Annotated in this window: 16 protein-coding genes; 8 read left to right on the top strand and 8 right to left on the bottom strand. The window is 56.0% G+C overall.

Going from position 1 to position 18,879, the window contains the following annotated elements:
* Position 1 precedes the first annotated feature (1 nt).
* The 4 genes from rsmG to asnC form a co-directional block, all read right to left on the bottom strand.
* Positions 2 to 625: a 16S rRNA (guanine(527)-N(7))-methyltransferase RsmG gene (rsmG, locus tag M8318_RS09060; protein WP_262662070.1), complete on the bottom strand. Its 624-nt coding sequence runs from the start codon at positions 623 to 625 to the stop codon at positions 2 to 4.
* Between the two features lie 105 nt (positions 626 to 730).
* The gene (gene mnmG, locus M8318_RS09055) at positions 731 to 2,620 is read right to left on the bottom strand and encodes a tRNA uridine-5-carboxymethylaminomethyl(34) synthesis enzyme MnmG (protein WP_262662069.1); all 1,890 of its coding nucleotides are present in this window, start codon (positions 2,618 to 2,620) and stop codon (positions 731 to 733) included.
* A gap of 373 nt (positions 2,621 to 2,993) precedes the next feature.
* The gene (mioC, locus tag M8318_RS09050) at positions 2,994 to 3,443 is read right to left on the bottom strand and encodes an FMN-binding protein MioC (protein ID WP_106995532.1); all 450 of its coding nucleotides are present in this window, start codon (positions 3,441 to 3,443) and stop codon (positions 2,994 to 2,996) included.
* A gap of 89 nt (positions 3,444 to 3,532) precedes the next feature.
* Positions 3,533 to 3,991: a transcriptional regulator AsnC gene (gene asnC / locus M8318_RS09045; protein WP_014172275.1), complete on the bottom strand. Its 459-nt coding sequence runs from the start codon at positions 3,989 to 3,991 to the stop codon at positions 3,533 to 3,535.
* Positions 3,992 to 4,141: 150 nt separating this feature from the next.
* Here asnC and asnA point away from each other — a divergent pair, with 150 nt between their 5' ends.
* Complete coding sequence (gene asnA, locus M8318_RS09040; protein ID WP_106995531.1) at positions 4,142 to 5,134, top strand: aspartate--ammonia ligase; 993 nt, start codon at positions 4,142 to 4,144, stop codon at positions 5,132 to 5,134.
* On the opposite strand, the gene viaA is transcribed toward asnA, so the two are convergent.
* Both viaA and ravA read right to left on the bottom strand, forming a co-directional pair.
* Complete coding sequence (gene viaA, locus M8318_RS09035; protein WP_262662066.1) at positions 5,135 to 6,586, bottom strand: ATPase RavA stimulator ViaA; 1,452 nt, start codon at positions 6,584 to 6,586, stop codon at positions 5,135 to 5,137.
* On the bottom strand, positions 6,580 to 8,076 hold the full coding sequence (gene ravA / locus M8318_RS09030) for an ATPase RavA (RefSeq protein WP_262662065.1): 1,497 nt from the start codon (positions 8,074 to 8,076) through the stop codon (positions 6,580 to 6,582). The genes viaA and ravA overlap by 7 nt, the downstream gene beginning before the upstream one ends.
* A gap of 222 nt (positions 8,077 to 8,298) precedes the next feature.
* Between ravA and kup the strand changes: the two genes are divergently transcribed.
* The 7 genes from kup to rbsR all read left to right on the top strand — a co-directional run bounded on the left by kup (position 8,299) and on the right by rbsR (position 16,237).
* Positions 8,299 to 10,167, top strand: coding sequence for a low affinity potassium transporter Kup (kup, locus tag M8318_RS09025; RefSeq protein ID WP_262662063.1), 1,869 nt, complete (start codon positions 8,299 to 8,301; stop codon positions 10,165 to 10,167).
* Positions 10,168 to 10,382: 215 nt separating this feature from the next.
* Entirely contained in the window at positions 10,383 to 10,802 is a 420-nt protein-coding gene (gene rbsD, locus M8318_RS09020) for a D-ribose pyranase (protein WP_106995527.1), read from the top strand.
* A gap of 7 nt (positions 10,803 to 10,809) precedes the next feature.
* A complete protein-coding gene (gene rbsA / locus M8318_RS09015) occupies positions 10,810 to 12,315 on the top strand; it encodes a ribose ABC transporter ATP-binding protein RbsA (protein ID WP_262662060.1) in 1,506 nt (501 codons plus the stop codon).
* A 4-nt stretch (positions 12,316 to 12,319) separates the two neighbouring features.
* Complete coding sequence (gene rbsC, locus M8318_RS09010) at positions 12,320 to 13,285, top strand: ribose ABC transporter permease (RefSeq protein ID WP_106995525.1); 966 nt, start codon at positions 12,320 to 12,322, stop codon at positions 13,283 to 13,285.
* Between the two features lie 27 nt (positions 13,286 to 13,312).
* Positions 13,313 to 14,203: a ribose ABC transporter substrate-binding protein RbsB gene (gene rbsB, locus M8318_RS09005; protein ID WP_032615470.1), complete on the top strand. Its 891-nt coding sequence runs from the start codon at positions 13,313 to 13,315 to the stop codon at positions 14,201 to 14,203.
* Between the two features lie 108 nt (positions 14,204 to 14,311).
* Positions 14,312 to 15,241, top strand: coding sequence for a ribokinase (rbsK, locus tag M8318_RS09000; protein ID WP_262662373.1), 930 nt, complete (start codon positions 14,312 to 14,314; stop codon positions 15,239 to 15,241).
* A gap of 3 nt (positions 15,242 to 15,244) precedes the next feature.
* Complete coding sequence (gene rbsR / locus M8318_RS08995; RefSeq protein WP_166184991.1) at positions 15,245 to 16,237, top strand: ribose operon transcriptional repressor RbsR; 993 nt, start codon at positions 15,245 to 15,247, stop codon at positions 16,235 to 16,237.
* Here rbsR and mdtD read toward each other — a convergent pair.
* Both mdtD and M8318_RS08985 read right to left on the bottom strand, forming a co-directional pair.
* Entirely contained in the window at positions 16,203 to 17,630 is a 1,428-nt protein-coding gene (gene mdtD / locus M8318_RS08990) for a multidrug transporter subunit MdtD (RefSeq protein ID WP_262662057.1), read from the bottom strand. The genes rbsR and mdtD overlap by 35 nt on opposite strands.
* A gap of 21 nt (positions 17,631 to 17,651) precedes the next feature.
* The gene (locus tag M8318_RS08985; RefSeq protein WP_262662056.1) at positions 17,652 to 18,344 is read right to left on the bottom strand and encodes a FadR/GntR family transcriptional regulator; all 693 of its coding nucleotides are present in this window, start codon (positions 18,342 to 18,344) and stop codon (positions 17,652 to 17,654) included.
* Positions 18,345 to 18,879: the final 535 nt, after the last annotated feature.

Below are 18,879 nucleotides of genomic sequence, written 5' to 3'. Positions count from 1 at the left end.
TTTAAAAACTGTTTGGCTTAACGATCACCAGATGGCGCTCACCTTCCAGCTGTGGAACGCGTAATTTAATGGCGGACTCCACCTCAAACCCTTCCGGCAGTTGTTCGATTTCATCTTCCGGCAGGATGCCTTTCAGGGCATAAAACCGTCCGTTCTGCGCAGGCAGATGCTTACACCAGCCGATCATGTCGTTGAGCGAGGCAAAGGCCCGGCTGATCACGCCATCAAAAGGCGGCTCGGCGGGAAACTCCTCTACCCTACTCTGTACCGGGTAAATATTTTCCAGCTTCAGTTCATGTTGAACCTGGCGCAGGAAGCGCACGCGCTTGCCCAGGCTGTCCAGCAGCGTGAAGTGGCACTCAGGACGCACGATAGAGAGCGGGATACCCGGCAGGCCTGGACCGGTGCCGACATCGATAAAACGCTCACCCTGGAGGTGAGGCGCCACGACGATACTGTCGAGGATGTGACGCACCAGCATCTCGTTCGGGTCGCGAACCGAGGTGAGGTTATAGGCCTTGTTCCATTTGTGCAGCATATCGACATACCCCACCAGCTGATTTTTCTGGTGATCGGTGAGCGAAATACCGGCTTGATCCAGCAGACGAGTGAGTTTGTTAAGCACGGAGAATACCTGTTGAGATGCGTTTTGGCGGGTGGCGCTACGCTTACCCGCCCTACGGAGTTCTGTAGGCCCGGATCGCTACGCATCACCGGGCAGTTGTTACGATTACGCGCTGCGGCGCAGCATACCCTGTTTTTTCAGCCACACCAGCAGAATGGAGATGGCCGCAGGCGTGACGCCGGAAATGCGCGATGCCTGTCCGATGGACGACGGTTTATGGTCGTTCAGCTTGGCGATCACCTCGTTGGAGAGGCCGCTAACCTGACGGTAATCCAGCGTGGCCGGGAGGATCGTGCTCTCGTTACGCTGCTGTTTTTCGATCTCATCCTGCTGACGGGCGATATAGCCTTCGTATTTCACCTGAATTTCGACCTGCTCTGCGGCCTGCACGTCATCCAGACCCGGCGCGAACGGCGTCATCTGGATCAGCTGGTCGTAGGTCATCTCAGGACGACGAAGCAGATCTTCCCCGCTGGCTTCACGGGAAAGCGGCGCAGACAGGTGAGCATTCACTTCGTCTACAGACTCGGTGGTTGGGTTGACCCAGGTGGACTTCAGGCGCTGACGTTCGCGCTCGATGGTCTCCAGCTTCTCGTTGAAACGCGCCCAGCGCGCATCATCCACCAGACCCAGCTCACGACCTTTTTCGGTCAGACGCAGGTCGGCGTTGTCTTCACGCAGCATCAGACGATATTCCGCTCGAGAGGTGAACATGCGGTACGGCTCTTTGGTCCCGAGGGTGCAGAGATCGTCCACCAGCACGCCAAGGTAAGCCTGAGAACGACCCGGCGCCCAGCCCTCTTTCTCGGCAGAGAAGCGCGCGGCGTTGAGACCTGCCAGCAGACCCTGCGCGGCGGCTTCTTCGTAGCCGGTCGTGCCGTTGATCTGGCCCGCAAAGAACAGTCCCTGGATAAATTTGCTCTCCAGGGTCGGCTTCAGGTCACGCGGATCGAAGAAGTCATACTCGATGGCATAGCCCGGACGGACAATCTTCGCATTCTCCATCCCCTGCATCGAACGGACGATCTGCATCTGTACGTCGAACGGCAGGCTGGTGGAAATACCGTTCGGGTAGATCTCGTTGGAGGTCAGCCCTTCCGGCTCGAGGAAGATCTGGTGCTGGTTACGATCGGCAAAGCGCATCACCTTGTCTTCGATCGACGGGCAGTAACGTGGGCCGATCCCTTCGATCACGCCGGCATACATCGGACTGCGATCGAGGTTACTGCGGATCACGTCATGGGTTTTCTCGTTGGTGTGCGTGACATAGCACGGCACCTGGCGCGGATGCTGATCCACGTTGCCCATGAACGAGAAGACCGGCATTGGGTTATCGCCGTGCTGTTGTGCCAGCACGCTGAAATCGATAGTGCGGGCGTCAATACGCGGCGGCGTGCCGGTTTTCAGACGGCTGACGCGCAGCGGCAGCTCACGCAGACGGCGCGACAGCGGAATGGACGGCGGATCGCCAGCACGGCCACCGCTGTAGTTATCCAGTCCGATATGAATTTTGCCATCGAGGAAAGTCCCGACGGTCAGCACAACGGCTTTGGCGCGGAACTTCAGACCCATCTGGGTCACGGCGCCAACAACACGATCGTTTTCGACGATCAGATCCTCAACCGCCTGCTGGAAGATCATCAGGTTCGGCTGATTCTCCAGCGCGGTGCGTACCGCCTGGCGGTAGAGCACGCGGTCTGCCTGGGCACGGGTGGCACGAACGGCAGGGCCTTTGCTCGCGTTTAGTATCCTAAACTGAATGCCGGCATGATCGATCGCGGTGGCCATCAGGCCGCCAAGGGCATCCACTTCTTTTACCAGGTGTCCTTTCCCAATGCCGCCAATCGCCGGATTACAGGACATCTGTCCTAGCGTGTCGATATTGTGTGTCAAAAGCAGGGTCTGTTGACCCATTCGCGCCGCGGCCATTGCGGCCTCGGTGCCTGCATGACCCCCGCCAATGATGATGACGTCAAAAGGATCCTGATAAAACATGGTGGTCTGCCTCGCGTAAAGCGGTAAGAAAATGGATTGAAGCCCGGGCCGTGGATTCTACTCAACTTTAGTCGATCGAGAAAGCACTGGGATCCTGACTATTAAAAAGAAGATCTTCTTATTTAGAGATCTGTTTTATTGTGATCTCTTATTAGGATCGCGGATTTCTGTGGATAAGCCGGATCTCCCGAAGAAGATCATGCGTTTAGAGAGGATCGTTTGCTGTGAATGATCGGTGATCCTGCGACGTATAAGCTGGGATCAGATCGGCGACTTATACACAGCACAAAAAGTCATCAACGGTTATTCTTGGGATAACTACCGGTTGATCCAAGCTTTTAACCAGAGTTACCCACATCTGATCGCACGATCTTTAATCGTTTTTGAGTAAATTTTTCCATTCAGCCAGCCAAAGTTCCGCTGGATCTTCCGGAATATCGTGATCGAGGATGTTGATCTTGAGCGTTTCACCGATCTGTTGTGCCCCGCAGGACTTCAGTTCGGTCTCCACTTTCTCAACGGCACCGCAGAAAGTGTCATATTCCCGGCTGCCGATGCCGATCGCCCCAAACCGGACGTTCGCCAGGTCAGGCTGATGCTCTTTTAGCTCTTCATATAAAGGAAGAAGGTTATCCGGAAGATCGCCGGCACCGTGGGTAGAGGTGATCAACAGCCAGATCCCGTCGATCGGCAGATCTTCTAATAACGGTCCGTGCAGCGTTTCGGTGGAAAAACCCGCATCTTCCAGCTTTTCAGCCAGGTGTTCCGCTACATATTCAGCCCCGCCGAGGGTGCTACCGCTAATAAGAGTAATATCTGCCATGGATCGCTCGCTCATATAAAGAGGGATCATTGTACGCTGTGAGCGAGCTGGGATCTACCTGTGGAAAATGTGGGAATGAATTTGCCCGATCAGGGGCGGATGGTACGCATGATCGGGTTCTGCAGGGAGATCAGCGTCTCGGTGGACTGAATTTCATCAATTGTTTGGATCTTGTTGATAAGTACCTGCTGCAGGGCGTCGATCGATCGGCACATCACCTTAATAAAGATGCTGTAGTGCCCGGTGGTGTAGTAAGCCTCGGTCACCTCCTCCAGCGCGTTGAGCTTTGCCAGCGCCGAGGGGTAGTCTTTGGCGCTTTTCAGAATGATGCCTATAAAGCAGCAGACGTCGTATCCCAGCTGTTTCGGGCTAACGTCAATCCGCGCCCCGGTGATGATCCCCGCCTGCTTCATCTTCTCTACGCGCACATGAATGGTGCCCGGGCTGACGCCAAACTGTTTCGCCAGTTCGGCATAGGCCGTGCGGGCGTTAGCCATCAGGGCCTCAAGGATGCCGCGGTCCAGATTGTCGATCTGATAATTTTCCATAGCTTTTTCTTATGAAGATTAATGAATAACTCTATTCTAGCGTTTAATTTTAACGAATAAAAAGTGTTGGCGGAGTTTTATTGTTGGATTATTGAAAGACGTTCTTTTTTGTTGCTTAATCAATGCCAACAGGACGCAGGAGTATAAATAATGAAAACCGCTTACATCGCACAACAACGCCAGATCAGTTTCGTTAAATCCCATTTTTCCCGCCAGCTGGAAGAGAAGCTTGGTCTTATTGAAGTTCAGGCACCGATCTTAAGCCGCGTGGGTGACGGGACGCAGGACAACCTGTCTGGTTGCGAAAAAGCGGTACAGGTAAAAGTGAAAACACTGCCAGACGCCCAGTTCGAAGTGGTTCATTCCCTTGCGAAGTGGAAGCGTCAAACTCTGGGACAACACGACTTCAGCGCGGGCGAAGGGCTTTACACGCACATGAAAGCCCTTCGCCCCGATGAAGACCGTCTTACCGCTATTCACTCTGTCTACGTTGACCAGTGGGACTGGGAACGCGTCATGGGTGATGGCGAGCGTCATACCCGCACGCTGAAAGCGACGGTAGAAGCCATTTATGCCGGGATCAAAGAGACCGAAGCGGCAGTCAGCAAAGAGTTTGGTCTGACCCCGTTCCTGCCGGAGACGATCCAGTTTGTTCATAGCCAGGAGCTGTTGACCCGCTTCCCGGATCTGGATGCCAAAGGCCGTGAGCGTGCGATCGCTAAAGAGCTGGGGGCAGTATTCCTGATTGGCATCGGTGGCAAGCTGTCTCATGGTCAGCGTCACGATGTCCGTGCGCCGGATTATGATGACTGGAGTAGCGAAGGTGAAAGCGGCCTCGCCGGTCTGAACGGCGATATCCTGGTGTGGAACCCGATTCTGGAAGATGCATTTGAGCTCTCCTCCATGGGGATCCGCGTTGATGCCGACGCGCTGCAGCGTCAGCTGGCCATCACCGGGGATGAAGATCGTCTCAAGCTGGAGTGGCACCAGGCCCTGCTGCGCGGTGAGATGCCGCAGACCATCGGCGGTGGCATTGGCCAGTCTCGTCTGACTATGTTACTGCTGCAGTTGTCCCATATCGGCCAGGTTCAGTGTGGCGTATGGCCGCAGCAGGTTCGTGACAGCGTGGATGCGCTGCTGTAATTAGCGTTTCCAGCGCCGCAGCAGGCGGCTACGCAACCCGGTATCAAAGCGCCAGATATGATCGAAGATGCGCATGATGCCGGGTTTTCCATGGGTGGACATCGCCACCGCGTGAAAACGATGCTGATGTTCCCGCTGCAATACTTTCACCTTATTTACCACCTCATCCGGCAGCCGCTGGGCAATAAAATCCGAGATCACCACCGCGTCGGCGTCATACCACTCTCCGCCCTGCATCCGTTCGATAATCGCGCGAAAGCAGCTGGCGAGATCGGTCCCGCCGCGAAAGCGCTGGCTTAAGAAGCGGATCGCCTGCTCGAGGCCGTGCTGGCCCGAAAGCTCGTAGCCCACCACCTCGCTGGAAAACAGCATGATAAAGCAGCGCCGTCTGTCGGCGAGCGCCACCCGCATCAGGGCCAGACAAAAGGCTTTGGCGCACTGCTCGTTAAAGCCGCCCATCGAGCCCGAGGTATCCACGCAGACGATAAACGGTCCGCGGGGCTGCTCGTCGAAATCCTGGTGCACGGCCGGGCGCTGGCTGACCTTCTCTCGCCAGGCATCACCCTGCAGGCGATAGGTCAGGAGCTGCTTCTCCACCAGCCGACGGTAAAATTCATACTCCAGTTCCGTAATACCCAGGGTTGCCAGCTCGGGCGGCAACAGGCGCAGAATGTCGTCGCTCTGCTGCAGCCCGTCCACCTGCTCCGGCACCATCGCCGGTTCGCGCACCAGGGTGCGAAAGGTTTCCAGCGGGGCATCCTTTTTTGGCACCGACTTCGCCTCCCGGGAGCGGCCCAGCTGTTCCGCCAGCTGCATCAGCTCCGGCTGCTGGGCCAGAAAGTCACCGTAGCGAACGATCAGCTGATAATCCCCCCGCTTGAGCTGGCCGGCGCTCATATCCCACAGGCGACCGGCGGCGTTTTCATTCTCCACCAGCACCGGCTCCAGCGCACCGGCTAAAGTCATGCGCTCCTGCACTTCGCTGAGCAGCTGCTCGCGCTCCTCTTCCATTAACTGCTGATTGAGGGAGGTAGCCTGTACCACCAGGCTTAATCGCCAGCGCTGTAAAAACAGGGTATGCAGAGCGGGGGTAAAGGTGGCGTTATCCACCACCAGCTGTCGGGCCTGGCTGGCATAAGGGGAGTGCACCTTGTCCAGCAGGGTTAAAATCTGCGGTAGCTGGACGATCAGCTGGGGCGTGGAGAGCAGCTGGCTCTGCTGATAGCACATCACCTCTTCGGTGAGCTCTGGCGGGACGCGGGTATCTTTCAGCCTTTTACGTAAATTTTCCCGCCAGCGCGGAAGATCGTCGGTGATGGCGGTTTTAAGGCGGGGGAATTTTTCGAAAAAGACAGCCAGCTGTGGCGAGGCCAGCAGGGTCAGGATGATCTCTTCGATCATGCCCTCCTCGCCAACGGCGAGCATAACGTTGAGCGTGTCCAGCGTCAGCATTGACGCGCCTGTTTGATTTGGGCGCTTACGTCCTGCAGGCTAGATTCAATCCGGCCCAGCCAGTCGCTATGGATAAACAGGCATTTTTGCTGCTCGCTGAAGCGGGTGTGCTGCAGGTGCCACTGATTATCCAGCGCTTCCAGCTGCTGTTTGATCTCTTCCGGAACGCTGTCAGAGGCGGTACCGGGCAGTGCAAGACGCGATCCCTGCAGGCTGACGTCACGGATCACCAGATGCAGACTGCCGTCCACTTCCATATTGAGCTGCTGGGCAAAGCCGATGCCGTTGAGTTTGCCGCGGATCTCGCCGCCTTTGCTCAGCCACAGCGACAGGGCTTCGCGCTCAATGGTGATGTGAATGACCTGCATATCATGGAGCTTAAGCGGCTGCTGGAGGAGCAATGTCAGGGTGGATTCGCTGAGTTCAGCCGGCAATTCATAGTGCGGACGCCGGGCAAACATGCCGCTCTGACGGCTGACGCGCAGGGCAGTTTTATCGCTTTGCTGCTGCTGAAGCTGAAGGCGGCGCTGGGTGATGGCCCCGAGCTGGTTCAGCATCTCCTGCTGCCCCCAGGCGTGCCCGGTCATCAATATTTCCAGCTGCTGCTGCATCAGATTCATACCGTTAGCGTCATGCCACAGACAATCTTTCAACAGGATCAGATCGATAGGGGCAACCGCATCGCGACCGCTGAACAGGGCGCTGGCCTGCAGCAGGCGAATGGCTTTTTTCCAGCGACGATCGGAGACGTAAGGCGCACCCGGCAGGGCATCCAACTGCTGGCGCAGCATAAAGACCAGGTCAAATACCGTATCCGGCAGTTTGATTTTGCCAATGTCCTGCTGCCACTGGTGGTACTCTTCATCCGTCACCTGCAAGGCGGCAGGGACCGGGTTATCGTTTTCATCCTGCTGGCTAATCAGCAGCGAGCGGAAGTTCGCTTTGTCCTGCACTTTGTCGAGCCACAGGCGGATCAGCATGCGGTCATATAAGGCTTCGAGGCTGCTGTCGGCTTCCGGCAGTTCGTTGGAGGCCGCCACCAGCAGACGCATCGGGATTTTTTCTTCAAACGCGCCATTGCGGAACCGACGTTCGTTGATGGCGGTGAGCAGGGTATTCAGGATTGCGGGGCCAGCTTTCCAGATTTCATCGAGAAAAACGATCTCCGCTTCCGGCAGATAGCCCGCCGTCAAACGCTCATAGCGCCCTTCATCTTTTAACGCCTGAATGGAGAGGGGGCCAAACACCTCTTCCGGTGTGGAAAAGCGTGTCATCAGATACTCAAAGGCTCTGGCATGCTGAAAGGCAAATTTCAGCCGGCGGGCAATCAGGCTTTTTGCAATGCCGGGCGGCCCCAGCAGAAAGACGCTTTCACCGCTCAGGGCCGCCAGTAAACAGAGGCGGATGGCATGGCTACGTTCAAATAGCCCTTTTTCCAGCGCGCCGCTGAGACGGGAAATTCTTTCTGCTAATAAATGAGTGTGAGCCATAATTGTTTTGCATCCTTTCGCCGTACACCCGGCTAATTGAAGCGAGTATAGACGTTTCGTTCTGGGCTGGTAATAGACTGAACTACGGTGCTATTTTCTTTGCGCTATGTTAATGCGGGCGCATTTAGGGGTACGATTCTACGATTAATCGTGCATACTGTGCGCTTTTTGTGGGCCAAGGGACTAAGCACACATTTGTTATATAAACGAAAAGACTAGTCTATGAGCACTGATAATAAGCAATCATTACCCGCAATAACGCTCGCGGCGATCGGGGTTGTGTACGGTGATATCGGCACCAGCCCGCTTTATACGCTTCGTGAATGTTTGTCCGGTCAGTTTGGCTTTGGCGTGGAACGCGACGCTGTTTTTGGTTTTTTGTCTCTTATCTTTTGGCTCCTGATCTTAGTGGTCTCCGTTAAATATCTCTCCTTTGTCATGCGCGCAGATAATGCCGGTGAAGGTGGGATCCTGACCTTGATGTCGCTGGCGGGGCGCCACACCTCACCCAAAATGACCTCCTTCCTGGTGATTATTGGGCTGATTGGCGGCAGCTTCTTCTATGGCGAAGTGGTGATCACGCCGGCTATCTCGGTGCTGTCGGCAATCGAAGGGCTTGAGATTGTCGCGCCGCAGCTCGAGGAATGGGTGGTTCCGCTGGCCATTATTGTGCTGACCCTGCTGTTTGTGATTCAGAAGCACGGCACCGGGCTGGTGGGGAAACTCTTCGCGCCGATTATGCTGGCCTGGTTCCTGATCCTGGCGGTGCTGGGGTTACGCAGCATTATTGCGAATCCGGACGTGCTGCATGCGCTGAACCCGATGTGGGCGGTGCACTTCTTCCTTGAATACAAAACCGTGTCGTTTATTGCGCTGGGCGCCGTGGTGCTCTCCATCACCGGGGTTGAGGCGCTGTATGCCGATATGGGGCACTTCGGCAAACTGCCTATTCGTGTGGCCTGGTTTATGGTGGTGCTGCCGTCACTGGTGCTGAACTACTTCGGCCAGGGCGCGCTGCTGCTTAAACATCCGGAAGCGATTAAAAACCCGTTCTTCCTGCTGGCCCCGGACTGGGCGCTGGTGCCGATGCTGATCCTCGCCACGCTGGCGACGGTAATTGCCTCTCAGGCGGTGATCTCCGGCGTCTTCTCCCTGACGCGTCAGGCCGTGCGTCTGGGCTATCTTTCGCCGATGCGCATCATCCATACGTCAGAAATGGAGTCGGGCCAGATCTACATCCCGTTCATTAACTGGCTGCTCTATTTCGCGGTAGTGATTGTGATCGTCAGCTTCGAGCACTCCAGTAACCTGGCGGCAGCCTACGGTATCGCCGTCACCGGGACGATGGTGCTGACCTCCATCCTCTCCACCACGGTGGCGTACCGCAACTGGCACTGGAATAAATTCCTCGTGGGAATGATTCTGGTCGGCTTCCTCTGTATTGATATTCCGTTGTTCTCGGCCAACCTCGACAAGATTGTCTCCGGCGGCTGGCTGCCGCTGACGCTGGGTATGGTGATGTTCATTGTGATGACCACCTGGAAGAGCGAGCGTTTCCGCCTGCTGCGTCGGATGCACGAACACGGTAATTCTCTGGATGCGATGATCGTCTCGCTGGAGAAATCCCCGCCGGTGCGTGTGCCGGGGACGGCGGTCTATATGTCGCGTGCGCTGAACGTGATTCCGTTTGCCCTGATGCACAACCTCAAGCACAACAAGGTGCTGCATGAGCGGGTGATCCTCCTGACGCTGCGTACCGAAGATGCGCCGTATGTGCATAATGTTCGCCGCGTGCAGATAGAGCAGCTCTCGCCCACCTTCTGGCGTGTAGTGGCCAGCTATGGCTGGCGCGAAACCCCGAACGTGGAAGAGGTGTTCCACCGCTGCGGTCTGGAAGGCTTAAGCTGCCGGATGATGGAGACCTCGTTCTTTATGTCGCACGAGTCGCTGATCATCGGCAAACGCCCGTGGTATCTCCGCCTGCGCGGCAAGCTCTACCTTATCCTCCAGCGTAACGCCCTGCGTGCGCCCGACCAGTTCGAGATCCCGCCTAACCGCGTAATTGAGTTAGGGACACAGGTCGAGATTTAGTTAGTGCCCGGCGGCGCTTCGCTTGCGCGGGCCTACGGTTTAGTAGGCCGGGTAAGCGCAGCGCCACCCGGCAAATTACCCCCTTTTTCTCTCCCGCATTTCACTTAGCGAAACGTTTCGACGACGATCACAAATCTGCAACGCCATGGTGGTTTTCTGCGCATCGGTAAGATTAAACTGACGCCAGCGAAACGTTTCGCTAGTGGAGCAAGAAAATGAAGAAAGGCACTGTACTCAACTCTGAAGTCTCATCGGTCATCTCCCGTCTTGGGCATACCGATACGCTGGTGGTCTGTGATGCGGGTTTACCCATTCCCCACAGTACAACGCGTATTGATCTGGCATTAACCCAGGGTGTGCCCTCGTTTATGCAGGTACTGGATGTGGTGACAACCGAGATGCAGGTTGAGGAAGCCATTCTCGCAACGGAAATCAAACAACATAATCCGCAGCTCCACGAAACGTTGCTTGGCCATATCAAGCAACTGCAACAACACCAGGGAAACACCATAAAAATAAGTTACATAACGCACGAGCAGTTCAAGAAAAACACTGCTGACAGCCAGGCGGTTATTCGCAGCGGGGAGTGTTCCCCGTATGCGAATATCATTCTCTGTGCTGGCGTCACCTTCTGAGGCCATCATGGACGCACTCCTGCAACTGAAAGGGATCGATAAGTCGTTCCCGGGCGTAAAAGCCCTCTCCGGTGCCGCACTGAACGTCTATGCCGGCCGCGTGATGGCGCTGGTGGGTGAAAACGGCGCCGGTAAATCCACGATGATGAAAGTGCTGACCGGCATCTATCAACGTGATGCCGGTTCGCTGCTGTGGCTCGGCAAAGAGACCACCTTCACCGGCCCGAAATCCTCCCAGGAAGCCGGGATCGGCATCATCCACCAGGAGCTGAACCTGATCCCGCAGCTCTCCATCGCGGAGAACATCTTCCTCGGTCGCGAATTCGTGAGTCGCTTTGGCAAAATTGACTGGAAACAGATGTATGCCGAAGCCGACAAACTGCTGGCGAAGCTGAACCTGCGCTTCAAAAGCGATCGGCTGGTGGGTGACCTTTCCATTGGCGATCAGCAGATGGTGGAGATCGCCAAGGTGCTGAGCTTCGAATCCCGGGTCATCGTCATGGATGAGCCGACCGACGCCCTCACCGATACCGAAACCGACTCTCTGTTCCGCGTGATCCGCGAGCTGAAAGCGCAGGGGCGCGGCATCGTCTACATCTCCCACCGTATGAAAGAGATCTTCGAGATCTGCGATGACGTGACCGTCTTCCGCGACGGGCAGTTTATTGCCGAGCGTGAAGTGGTGACCCTCACCGAAGATACGCTGATTGAGATGATGGTGGGCCGTAAGCTCGAAGATCAGTACCCGCGTATTGATAAGCAGCCGGGCGATATCCGCCTGAAGGTCGATAACCTGTGCGGCCCGGGCGTCAACGACGTCTCCTTTACGCTGCGCCAGGGCGAGATCCTCGGCGTGGCCGGGCTGATGGGGGCTGGCCGTACCGAACTGATGAAAGTGCTGTACGGTGCCATGCCGCGCACCAGCGGGTATGTCACGCTCGATGGGCATGAAGTGGTCACCCGCTCTCCGCAGGATGGCCTGGCGAACGGTATCGTCTATATCTCCGAAGACCGTAAGCGCGATGGCCTGGTACTGGGTATGTCGGTGAAAGAGAACATGTCCCTGACCGCGCTGCGCTACTTCAGCCGCAACGGTGGGAGCCTGAAGCATAAAGACGAGCAGCAGGCCGTCAGCGATTTTATCCGCCTCTTTAACGTCAAAACCCCGTCGATGGAACAGGCTATCGGTCTGCTCTCCGGCGGTAACCAGCAGAAAGTGGCGATTGCCCGCGGCCTGATGACCCGTCCGAAGGTGCTGATCCTCGATGAGCCAACCCGCGGTGTGGACGTCGGCGCCAAGAAAGAGATTTATCAGCTCATCAACCAGTTCAAGGCTGACGGGCTGAGCATCATTCTGGTCTCTTCCGAGATGCCAGAGGTATTAGGCATGAGCGATCGCATTATCGTTATGCATGAAGGGCATCTCGGCGGTGAATTCAGTCGCGAGCAGGCCACCCAGGAAATTCTGATGGCTGCCGCTGTGGGCAAGCTTAATCGCGTGGATCAGGAGTAAGAAGATGACTACCCAGGCTGTTTCTGGACGCCGCTATTTCACTAAGGCATGGCTGCTGGAACAAAAATCGCTGATTGCTCTGCTGGTGCTGATCGCGATTGTCTCCACCATGAGCCCGAACTTTTTTACCGTTAATAACCTGTTCAACATCCTTCAGCAAACGTCCGTCAACGCCATTATGGCGGTGGGGATGACGCTGGTGATTTTGACGTCGGGTATCGACCTGTCCGTCGGTTCCCTGCTGGCGCTCACCGGCGCGGTTGCCGCTTCAATTGTAGGGATTGAAGTCAACGCGCTGGTGGCGGTGGCAGCGGCCCTGGCGCTGGGCGCTGCGATTGGGGCCGTCACCGGAATGATTGTGGCGAAAGGCCGCGTGCAGGCGTTTATCGCCACCCTGGTGATGATGCTGCTGCTGCGCGGTGTGACCATGGTCTACACCAACGGTAGCCCGGTGAACACCGGCTTTACCGACAACGCCGATCTGTTTGGCTGGTTCGGTATCGGCCGCCCGCTGGGTATCCCGACCCCGGTCTGGATCATGGGGCTGGTGTTCCTCGCGGCGTGGTACATGTTGCATCACACCCGTCTGGGTCGTTATATCTATGCCCTGGGCGGTAACGAAGCGGCGACGCGTCTGTCCGGCATCAGCGTCAATAAAGTCAAAATTATCGTCTACTCCCTGTGCGGCCTGCTGGCCTCGCTGGCGGGCATTATCGAGGTGGCGCGTCTCTCCTCTGCTCAGCCAACGGCGGGTACCGGTTATGAACTGGATGCCATCGCTGCGGTGGTGCTGGGCGGTACCAGCCTGGCAGGGGGTAAAGGTCGTATCGTGGGGACGCTGATCGGTGCGCTGATCCTCGGCTTCCTGAACAATGGTTTGAATTTGTTAGGTGTTTCTTCCTATTACCAGATGATCGTCAAAGCGGTAGTGATTTTGCTGGCGGTACTGGTAGACAACAAAAAACAGTAACTGACGACACTACAGGACATCTTTGATATGAACATGAAAAAACTGGCTACCCTGGTTTCAGCTGTCGCGCTGAGCGCAACGGTGAGTGCAAACGCCATGGCGAAAGATACCATCGCGCTGGTGGTTTCTACCCTGAACAACCCGTTCTTCGTCTCCCTGAAGGATGGCGCGCAGAAAGAAGCCGACAAGCTGGGCTACAACCTGGTGATCCTGGATTCCCAGAACAACCCGGCGAAAGAGCTGGCTAACGTGCAGGACTTAACCGTTCGCGGCACCAAAATTCTGCTGATCAACCCGACCGATTCCGATGCGGTAGGTAACGCCGTGAAGATGGCTAACCAGGCCAATATCCCGGTGATCACCCTGGACCGTCAGGCGTCTAAAGGCGAAGTGGTCAGCCACATTGCCTCTGATAACGTGCTGGGCGGCAAAATCGCCGGTGATTACATCGCCAAAAAAGCAGGCGAAGGTGCCAAGGTTATCGAACTGCAGGGGATCGCCGGTACGTCCGCAGCGCGTGAGCGTGGCGAAGGCTTCCAGCAGGCCGTTGCTGCCCACAAATTCAATGTACTGGCCAGCCAGCCGGCAGACTTCGACCGTACTAAAGGTCTGAACGTAATGCAGAACCTGCTGACCGCTCACCCGGACGTTAAAGCGGTATTCGCACAGAACGACGAAATGGCGCTGGGCGCACTGCGTGCTCTGCAAACCGCAGGCAAATCGGATGTGATGGTTGTCGGATTTGACGGCACGCCTGATGGTGAAAAAGCGGTAAACGATGGCAAACTGGCTGCGACCATTGCTCAGCTTCCTGAGCAGATCGGCGCGACTGGCGTGCAGACTGCTGACAAAGTGCTGAAGGGCGAGAAAGTTCAGGCTAAATACCCTGTTGACCTGAAACTGGTCATCAAGCAGTAATTGGCGATTCAGGCAGCGACCGGCTGCCTGAGGGACAACATATAAAGAAATAGCGTGGCATATGCCACCGGGTTCTCCCGGTGGCACTCTCAGATGGACACCTCAATGATGAAAACCGCAGGTAAGCTCGTTGTCCTTGGCAGCATTAATGCCGATCACATTCTTAACCTTGACGCCTTCCCGACACCGGGCGAAACCGTAACCGGCAATCGCTATCAGGTCGCCTTTGGCGGCAAAGGCGCAAACCAGGCGGTCGCCGCCGGACGCAGCGGCGCAAACATCGCCTTTATTGCCTGTACCGGCGATGACGATACCGGTGAGCGCGTGCGCAAACAGCTGGCAAGCGACAACATCGATATTGCGCCGGTCAGCGTAGTAGAAGGCGAATCAACCGGCGTGGCGCTGATTTTTGTCAACGCGGAAGGTGAGAATGTTATCGGTATTCATGCAGGTGCGAATGCGGCGCTGACCGCTGAACGCGTGGCGGCGCAACAGCAGAGCATTGCCGGTGCCGACGCGCTGCTGATGCAGCTGGAGACGCCGGTAGAAAGCGTGCTGGCGGCGGCAAAAATTGCCCATGAAAATCACACCACTGTCGTACTTAATCCCGCGCCTGCCCGTGTATTATCAGACGAGTTGCTGGCGCTGGTGGATATCATCACCCCTAACGAAACCGAAGCCGAAAAGCTGACGGGTATTCGCGTTGAAAACGATGACGATGCGGCGCGCGCGGCGAAAGCCCTGCACCAGAAAGGCATCAGTACGGTCATCATTACCCTTGGCAGCCGTGGCGTATGGGCCAGCGTCGAGGGGGAAGGTCGTCGCGTTCCCGGCTTTAAGGTAAAAGCTGTTGATACCATTGCCGCAGGCGATACCTTTAATGGTGCGCTGGTCACGGCGCTGCTGGAAGGTGAGCCGCTGGATACCGCGATTCGTTTTGCCCATGCGGCGGCGGCCATTGCGGTAACCCGTCCAGGCGCACAGCCTTCTGTACCCTGGCGCAATGAGATTGATGAATTTTTAAGTCAGCAGAGGTAGCGTTTGGCCACAATGAAAGATGTCGCTCGCATGGCGGGCGTCTCTACTTCCACTGTCTCCCATGTCATTAATAACGATCGCTTCGTCAGCGAGGCGATCCGGGAGAAGGTTGAAGCCGCAGTTAAAACCCTCAATTATGCGCCTTCCGCCCTGGCACGCAGTCTGAAGCTTAACCAGACCCGCACCATTGGCATGCTGATCACTGCCAGTACCAACCCTTTTTACTCTGAACTGGTGCGCGGCGTGGAGCGCAGCTGTTTTGAGCGCGGATACAGCCTGGTGCTCTGTAATACCGAAGGCGACGAGCAGCGCATGAACCGTAATCTGGAGACGCTGATGCAAAAGCGCGTCGACGGATTATTACTCCTGTGCACTGAAACGCATCAACCCTCGCCCGAGATAATGCAGCGCTACCCTTCCGTTCCCACGGTGATGATGGACTGGGCGCCGTTCGACGGTACCAGCGATCTGATTCAGGATAACTCGCTGCTGGGTGGGGACATGGCGACGCAGCATCTGATTGATAAAGGGCATACCCGCATCGCCTGCATTACCGGTCCGCTGGATAAAACCCCTGCCCGCCTGCGGCTGGAAGGTTTTCTGGTCGCCATGGCGCGCGCCGGTCTTCCGGTGCCTGACGGGTATCAAATCACCGGTGACTTTGAATTTAGCGGCGGGTTTGAGGCGATGCAGTCCTTACTGGCGCAGAAAGATCGCCCTCAGGCGGTGTTTATTGGTAATGATGCGATGGCCGTAGGGGCCTATCAGGCGCTCTATCAGGCGGGGCTTCGTGTCCCGGACGATATCGCCGTGGTGGGATATGACGATATCGAACTGGCGCAGTATATGACGCCGCCGCTCACCACTATTCATCAGCCCAAGGATGAACTGGGCGAGCTGGCGATTGATGTGCTGATCCACCGTATCACCCAGCCCGCACTGCAACCACAGCGGCTGCAACTTACTCCTGTTCTGATGGAACGGGGTTCTGTTTAGGTTTGTACCGTTCTTTAATGAGGTTACGACCATCTTTCGGTTTTAACAGCATAAAGACCAGGGCCGAGATCACCGTCAGCACGCCCATGGTGATAAAGGTTGAGTGGAATTGTTCGACAGTATTCGTACCGCCGAACCCCTCATAAAAGCGCAACACCGCCGCACTCAGCGCCACTCCCAGACTGATCGACAGCTGCTGCGTCACCGCCAGCATGCTGTTGCCGCCGCTGGCGTTCTCATCGCTGAGATCGGCCAGGGTAATGGTGTTCATCGAGGTGAACTGGATGGACATCGCCATCCCCAGTACAAACAGCGGCAGGATCAGCATCCATATCGGCAGCGCGGCCGACTGCAGTGAGAATTGCGCAATCATCACGCCAATAAATACCGTCACGCCGACCAGTGTCCTGCGGTATCCCACCCGGCGTAACAGCTGGGTCACGCCGGATTTCGCCAGAATCGAACCCAACGCGGTAGGCGCCATCATGCAGCCGGCGATCAGCGCCGGATAACCGAACCCGACCTGCAGCATCAGCGGCATCAGGAAGGGAACACACCCGGTACCCAGACGTGAAGCGATGTTTCCGGCAATACCCACCGAGAAGGTGCGCGTGTTAAACAGCGAGAGGGAAATCAGCGGCGTAGGGTGACGACGCGCATGACGTATATAAAGAAGAAAAAGAAGAATACCGCTGAAGATGATGGAGACCGCCAGCCAGGTGGCTACCACTTTCTCACCGAACAGCTCCATGCCGCTGGAAAACAGCACCAGGCTCAGTCCAAACAGGAAGAACCCGCCCATATCGAATTTGCGCCGCGGGGTGGTGAAGTTCGGCATAAATTTGCGGGCATAGAAAAGACCGGCGATGCCAATCGGAATATTAATGAGGAAGATCCAGTGCCAGCTGGCCCAGGTGACCAGCACGCCCCCCAGCACCGGCCCGAGGATCGGCCCGACCAGGCCCGGCATGGTGACAAAGTTCAGTACCGGCAACAGTTCGCTGCGCGGATAGGCCCTTAACAGCGCCAGGCGCGCGACCGGCATCATCATCGCGCCGCCAATGCCCTGAATCACCCGGAACACAACCAGCTCGCCCAGTGAACTGGAGAGTGCGCAGGCCAGCGACCCCAGCGTAAATAAGGTCACCGCCAGCATAAAGATACGCCGCGTGCCGAAGCGATCGGCCAGCCAACCGCTCACCGGGATCAGCATCGCAACAGTCAGGGTATAACTGATGATGGCTGACTGCATGGCCAGCGGAGAACGGTTAAGACTTTCGGCAATCGCCGGGAGAGCGGTATTGAGGATGGTGGCGTCCAGCGCCTGCATAAAGAAAGCCATTGCCGCGATCCATGGCAAACCCGCCATGCTGCGCGCTTTTTTTACTGTCATTCGAATTCCTGTTGTTTATGACTATCGTGCTGGTGTGGCAAGCAGTGTCTGGCTGGCCGTCATGGCGCGTAGCCCGTCGCTATCCTGAATGGCATCAACGATTGCCTGGTGTAAATCCAGCTTCACCACCTCGTCCTGAGTAATAGACGTAAAGTAGGTGTGATAGACAGAATGAAAGAGCGAGGCAAAAGAGGTCAGGAACGGATTACCGCTCATCTCATAGATATGCTCATGCCAGGCCATATCCACTTCTATCCAGCGCTCCCGGTTGAAGTGCTTTTTCAGATGCACCATCTCATCCATCAGAGTATTTAACCGCGCTTTTTGCTCTGCCGTTCCGATCGTGGCGGCCAGCAGGCAGGCTTGCGGCTCCAGACTGCTGCGCATGACCAGGAAATGATCGATGACCTGATGGAAGTTATCTTCCGTCATCCACCAGGAGAGTAGCTCCTGATCGAGGAAGTTCCAGTTGCCCTGGGGCATCACGCGCGTACCGATGCGCGGACGGGGAAGCACCATCCCTTTCGCGGTTAAGGTTTTGACGGCTTCACGCACGGCGGTTCGGCTTACGCCAAACTGCTCACCCAGTTCCAGTTCGCCCGGCAGGATGCTACCTGGCAGATAAACACCAGCCAGGATCCGCTGTGCCAGTTTTTCTGCCAGCACATAAGAGAGGTTTTTTTGTGCCGCCAGCTGTTGCGCGCTCAAAGGCATAACGCATATTCCTTGATTCTTAATGCTAGTAAGTATGCCATCTGCAGGATAGTTGTGGTTGGTAAAACGACAATTAGCGCAATTTCTGGCTAAAAGATGGGTCTTTTGGTGAAAAAAAGCACGGTTGATTAGTTTTTTTAAATTTACTCTTGTCACTGCCGAAGAACTCCCTATAATGCGCCTCCACTGACACGGAACAACGGATTACAAACCGCCGTGACAGCAGGCTTCAGAGATGAACGCCGGCGGAGAAAAGCGAAAATAATTGCTTGACTCTGAATGAGGAAAACGTAATATACGGGACCTCGCAACGGTGAGCGAAAGCCGCGTTGCACTGCTCTTTAACAATTTATCAGACAATCTGTGTGGGCACTCAAAGTGACATGGATTCTTAACGTCGCAAGACGATAAATGAATACCAAAGTCTCTGAGTGAACATACGTAATTCATTACGAAGTTTAATTCACGAGCATCAAACTTAAATTGAAGAGTTTGATCATGGCTCAGATTGAACGCTGGCGGCAGGCCTAACACA

This window comes from Leclercia tamurae (genome assembly GCF_025566055.1).
Lineage (GTDB): Bacteria > Pseudomonadota > Gammaproteobacteria > Enterobacterales > Enterobacteriaceae > Enterobacter > Enterobacter tamurae.
The sequence above is the reverse complement of the archived record's forward strand: the minus strand, read 5'-3'. Positions and strand labels throughout refer to the sequence as shown.

Coding starts and splice junctions, on each gene's coding strand:
- rbsK (WP_262662373.1), top strand. CDS start 14,312: ATGAAAACCGCAGGTAAGCTCGTTGTCCTTGGCAGCATTAATGCCGAT.
- rbsC (WP_106995525.1), top strand. CDS start 12,320: ATGACTACCCAGGCTGTTTCTGGACGCCGCTATTTCACTAAGGCATGG.
- M8318_RS08985 (WP_262662056.1), bottom strand. CDS start 18,344: ATGCCTTTGAGCGCGCAACAGCTGGCGGCACAAAAAAACCTCTCTTAT.
- rbsB (WP_032615470.1), top strand. CDS start 13,313: ATGAACATGAAAAAACTGGCTACCCTGGTTTCAGCTGTCGCGCTGAGC.
- rbsA (WP_262662060.1), top strand. CDS start 10,810: ATGGACGCACTCCTGCAACTGAAAGGGATCGATAAGTCGTTCCCGGGC.
- rbsD (WP_106995527.1), top strand. CDS start 10,383: ATGAAGAAAGGCACTGTACTCAACTCTGAAGTCTCATCGGTCATCTCC.
- mdtD (WP_262662057.1), bottom strand. CDS start 17,630: ATGACAGTAAAAAAAGCGCGCAGCATGGCGGGTTTGCCATGGATCGCG.
- kup (WP_262662063.1), top strand. CDS start 8,299: ATGAGCACTGATAATAAGCAATCATTACCCGCAATAACGCTCGCGGCG.
- ravA (WP_262662065.1), bottom strand. CDS start 8,076: ATGGCTCACACTCATTTATTAGCAGAAAGAATTTCCCGTCTCAGCGGC.
- asnA (WP_106995531.1), top strand. CDS start 4,142: ATGAAAACCGCTTACATCGCACAACAACGCCAGATCAGTTTCGTTAAA.
- viaA (WP_262662066.1), bottom strand. CDS start 6,586: ATGCTGACGCTGGACACGCTCAACGTTATGCTCGCCGTTGGCGAGGAG.
- asnC (WP_014172275.1), bottom strand. CDS start 3,991: ATGGAAAATTATCAGATCGACAATCTGGACCGCGGCATCCTTGAGGCC.
- mioC (WP_106995532.1), bottom strand. CDS start 3,443: ATGGCAGATATTACTCTTATTAGCGGTAGCACCCTCGGCGGGGCTGAA.
- mnmG (WP_262662069.1), bottom strand. CDS start 2,620: ATGTTTTATCAGGATCCTTTTGACGTCATCATCATTGGCGGGGGTCAT.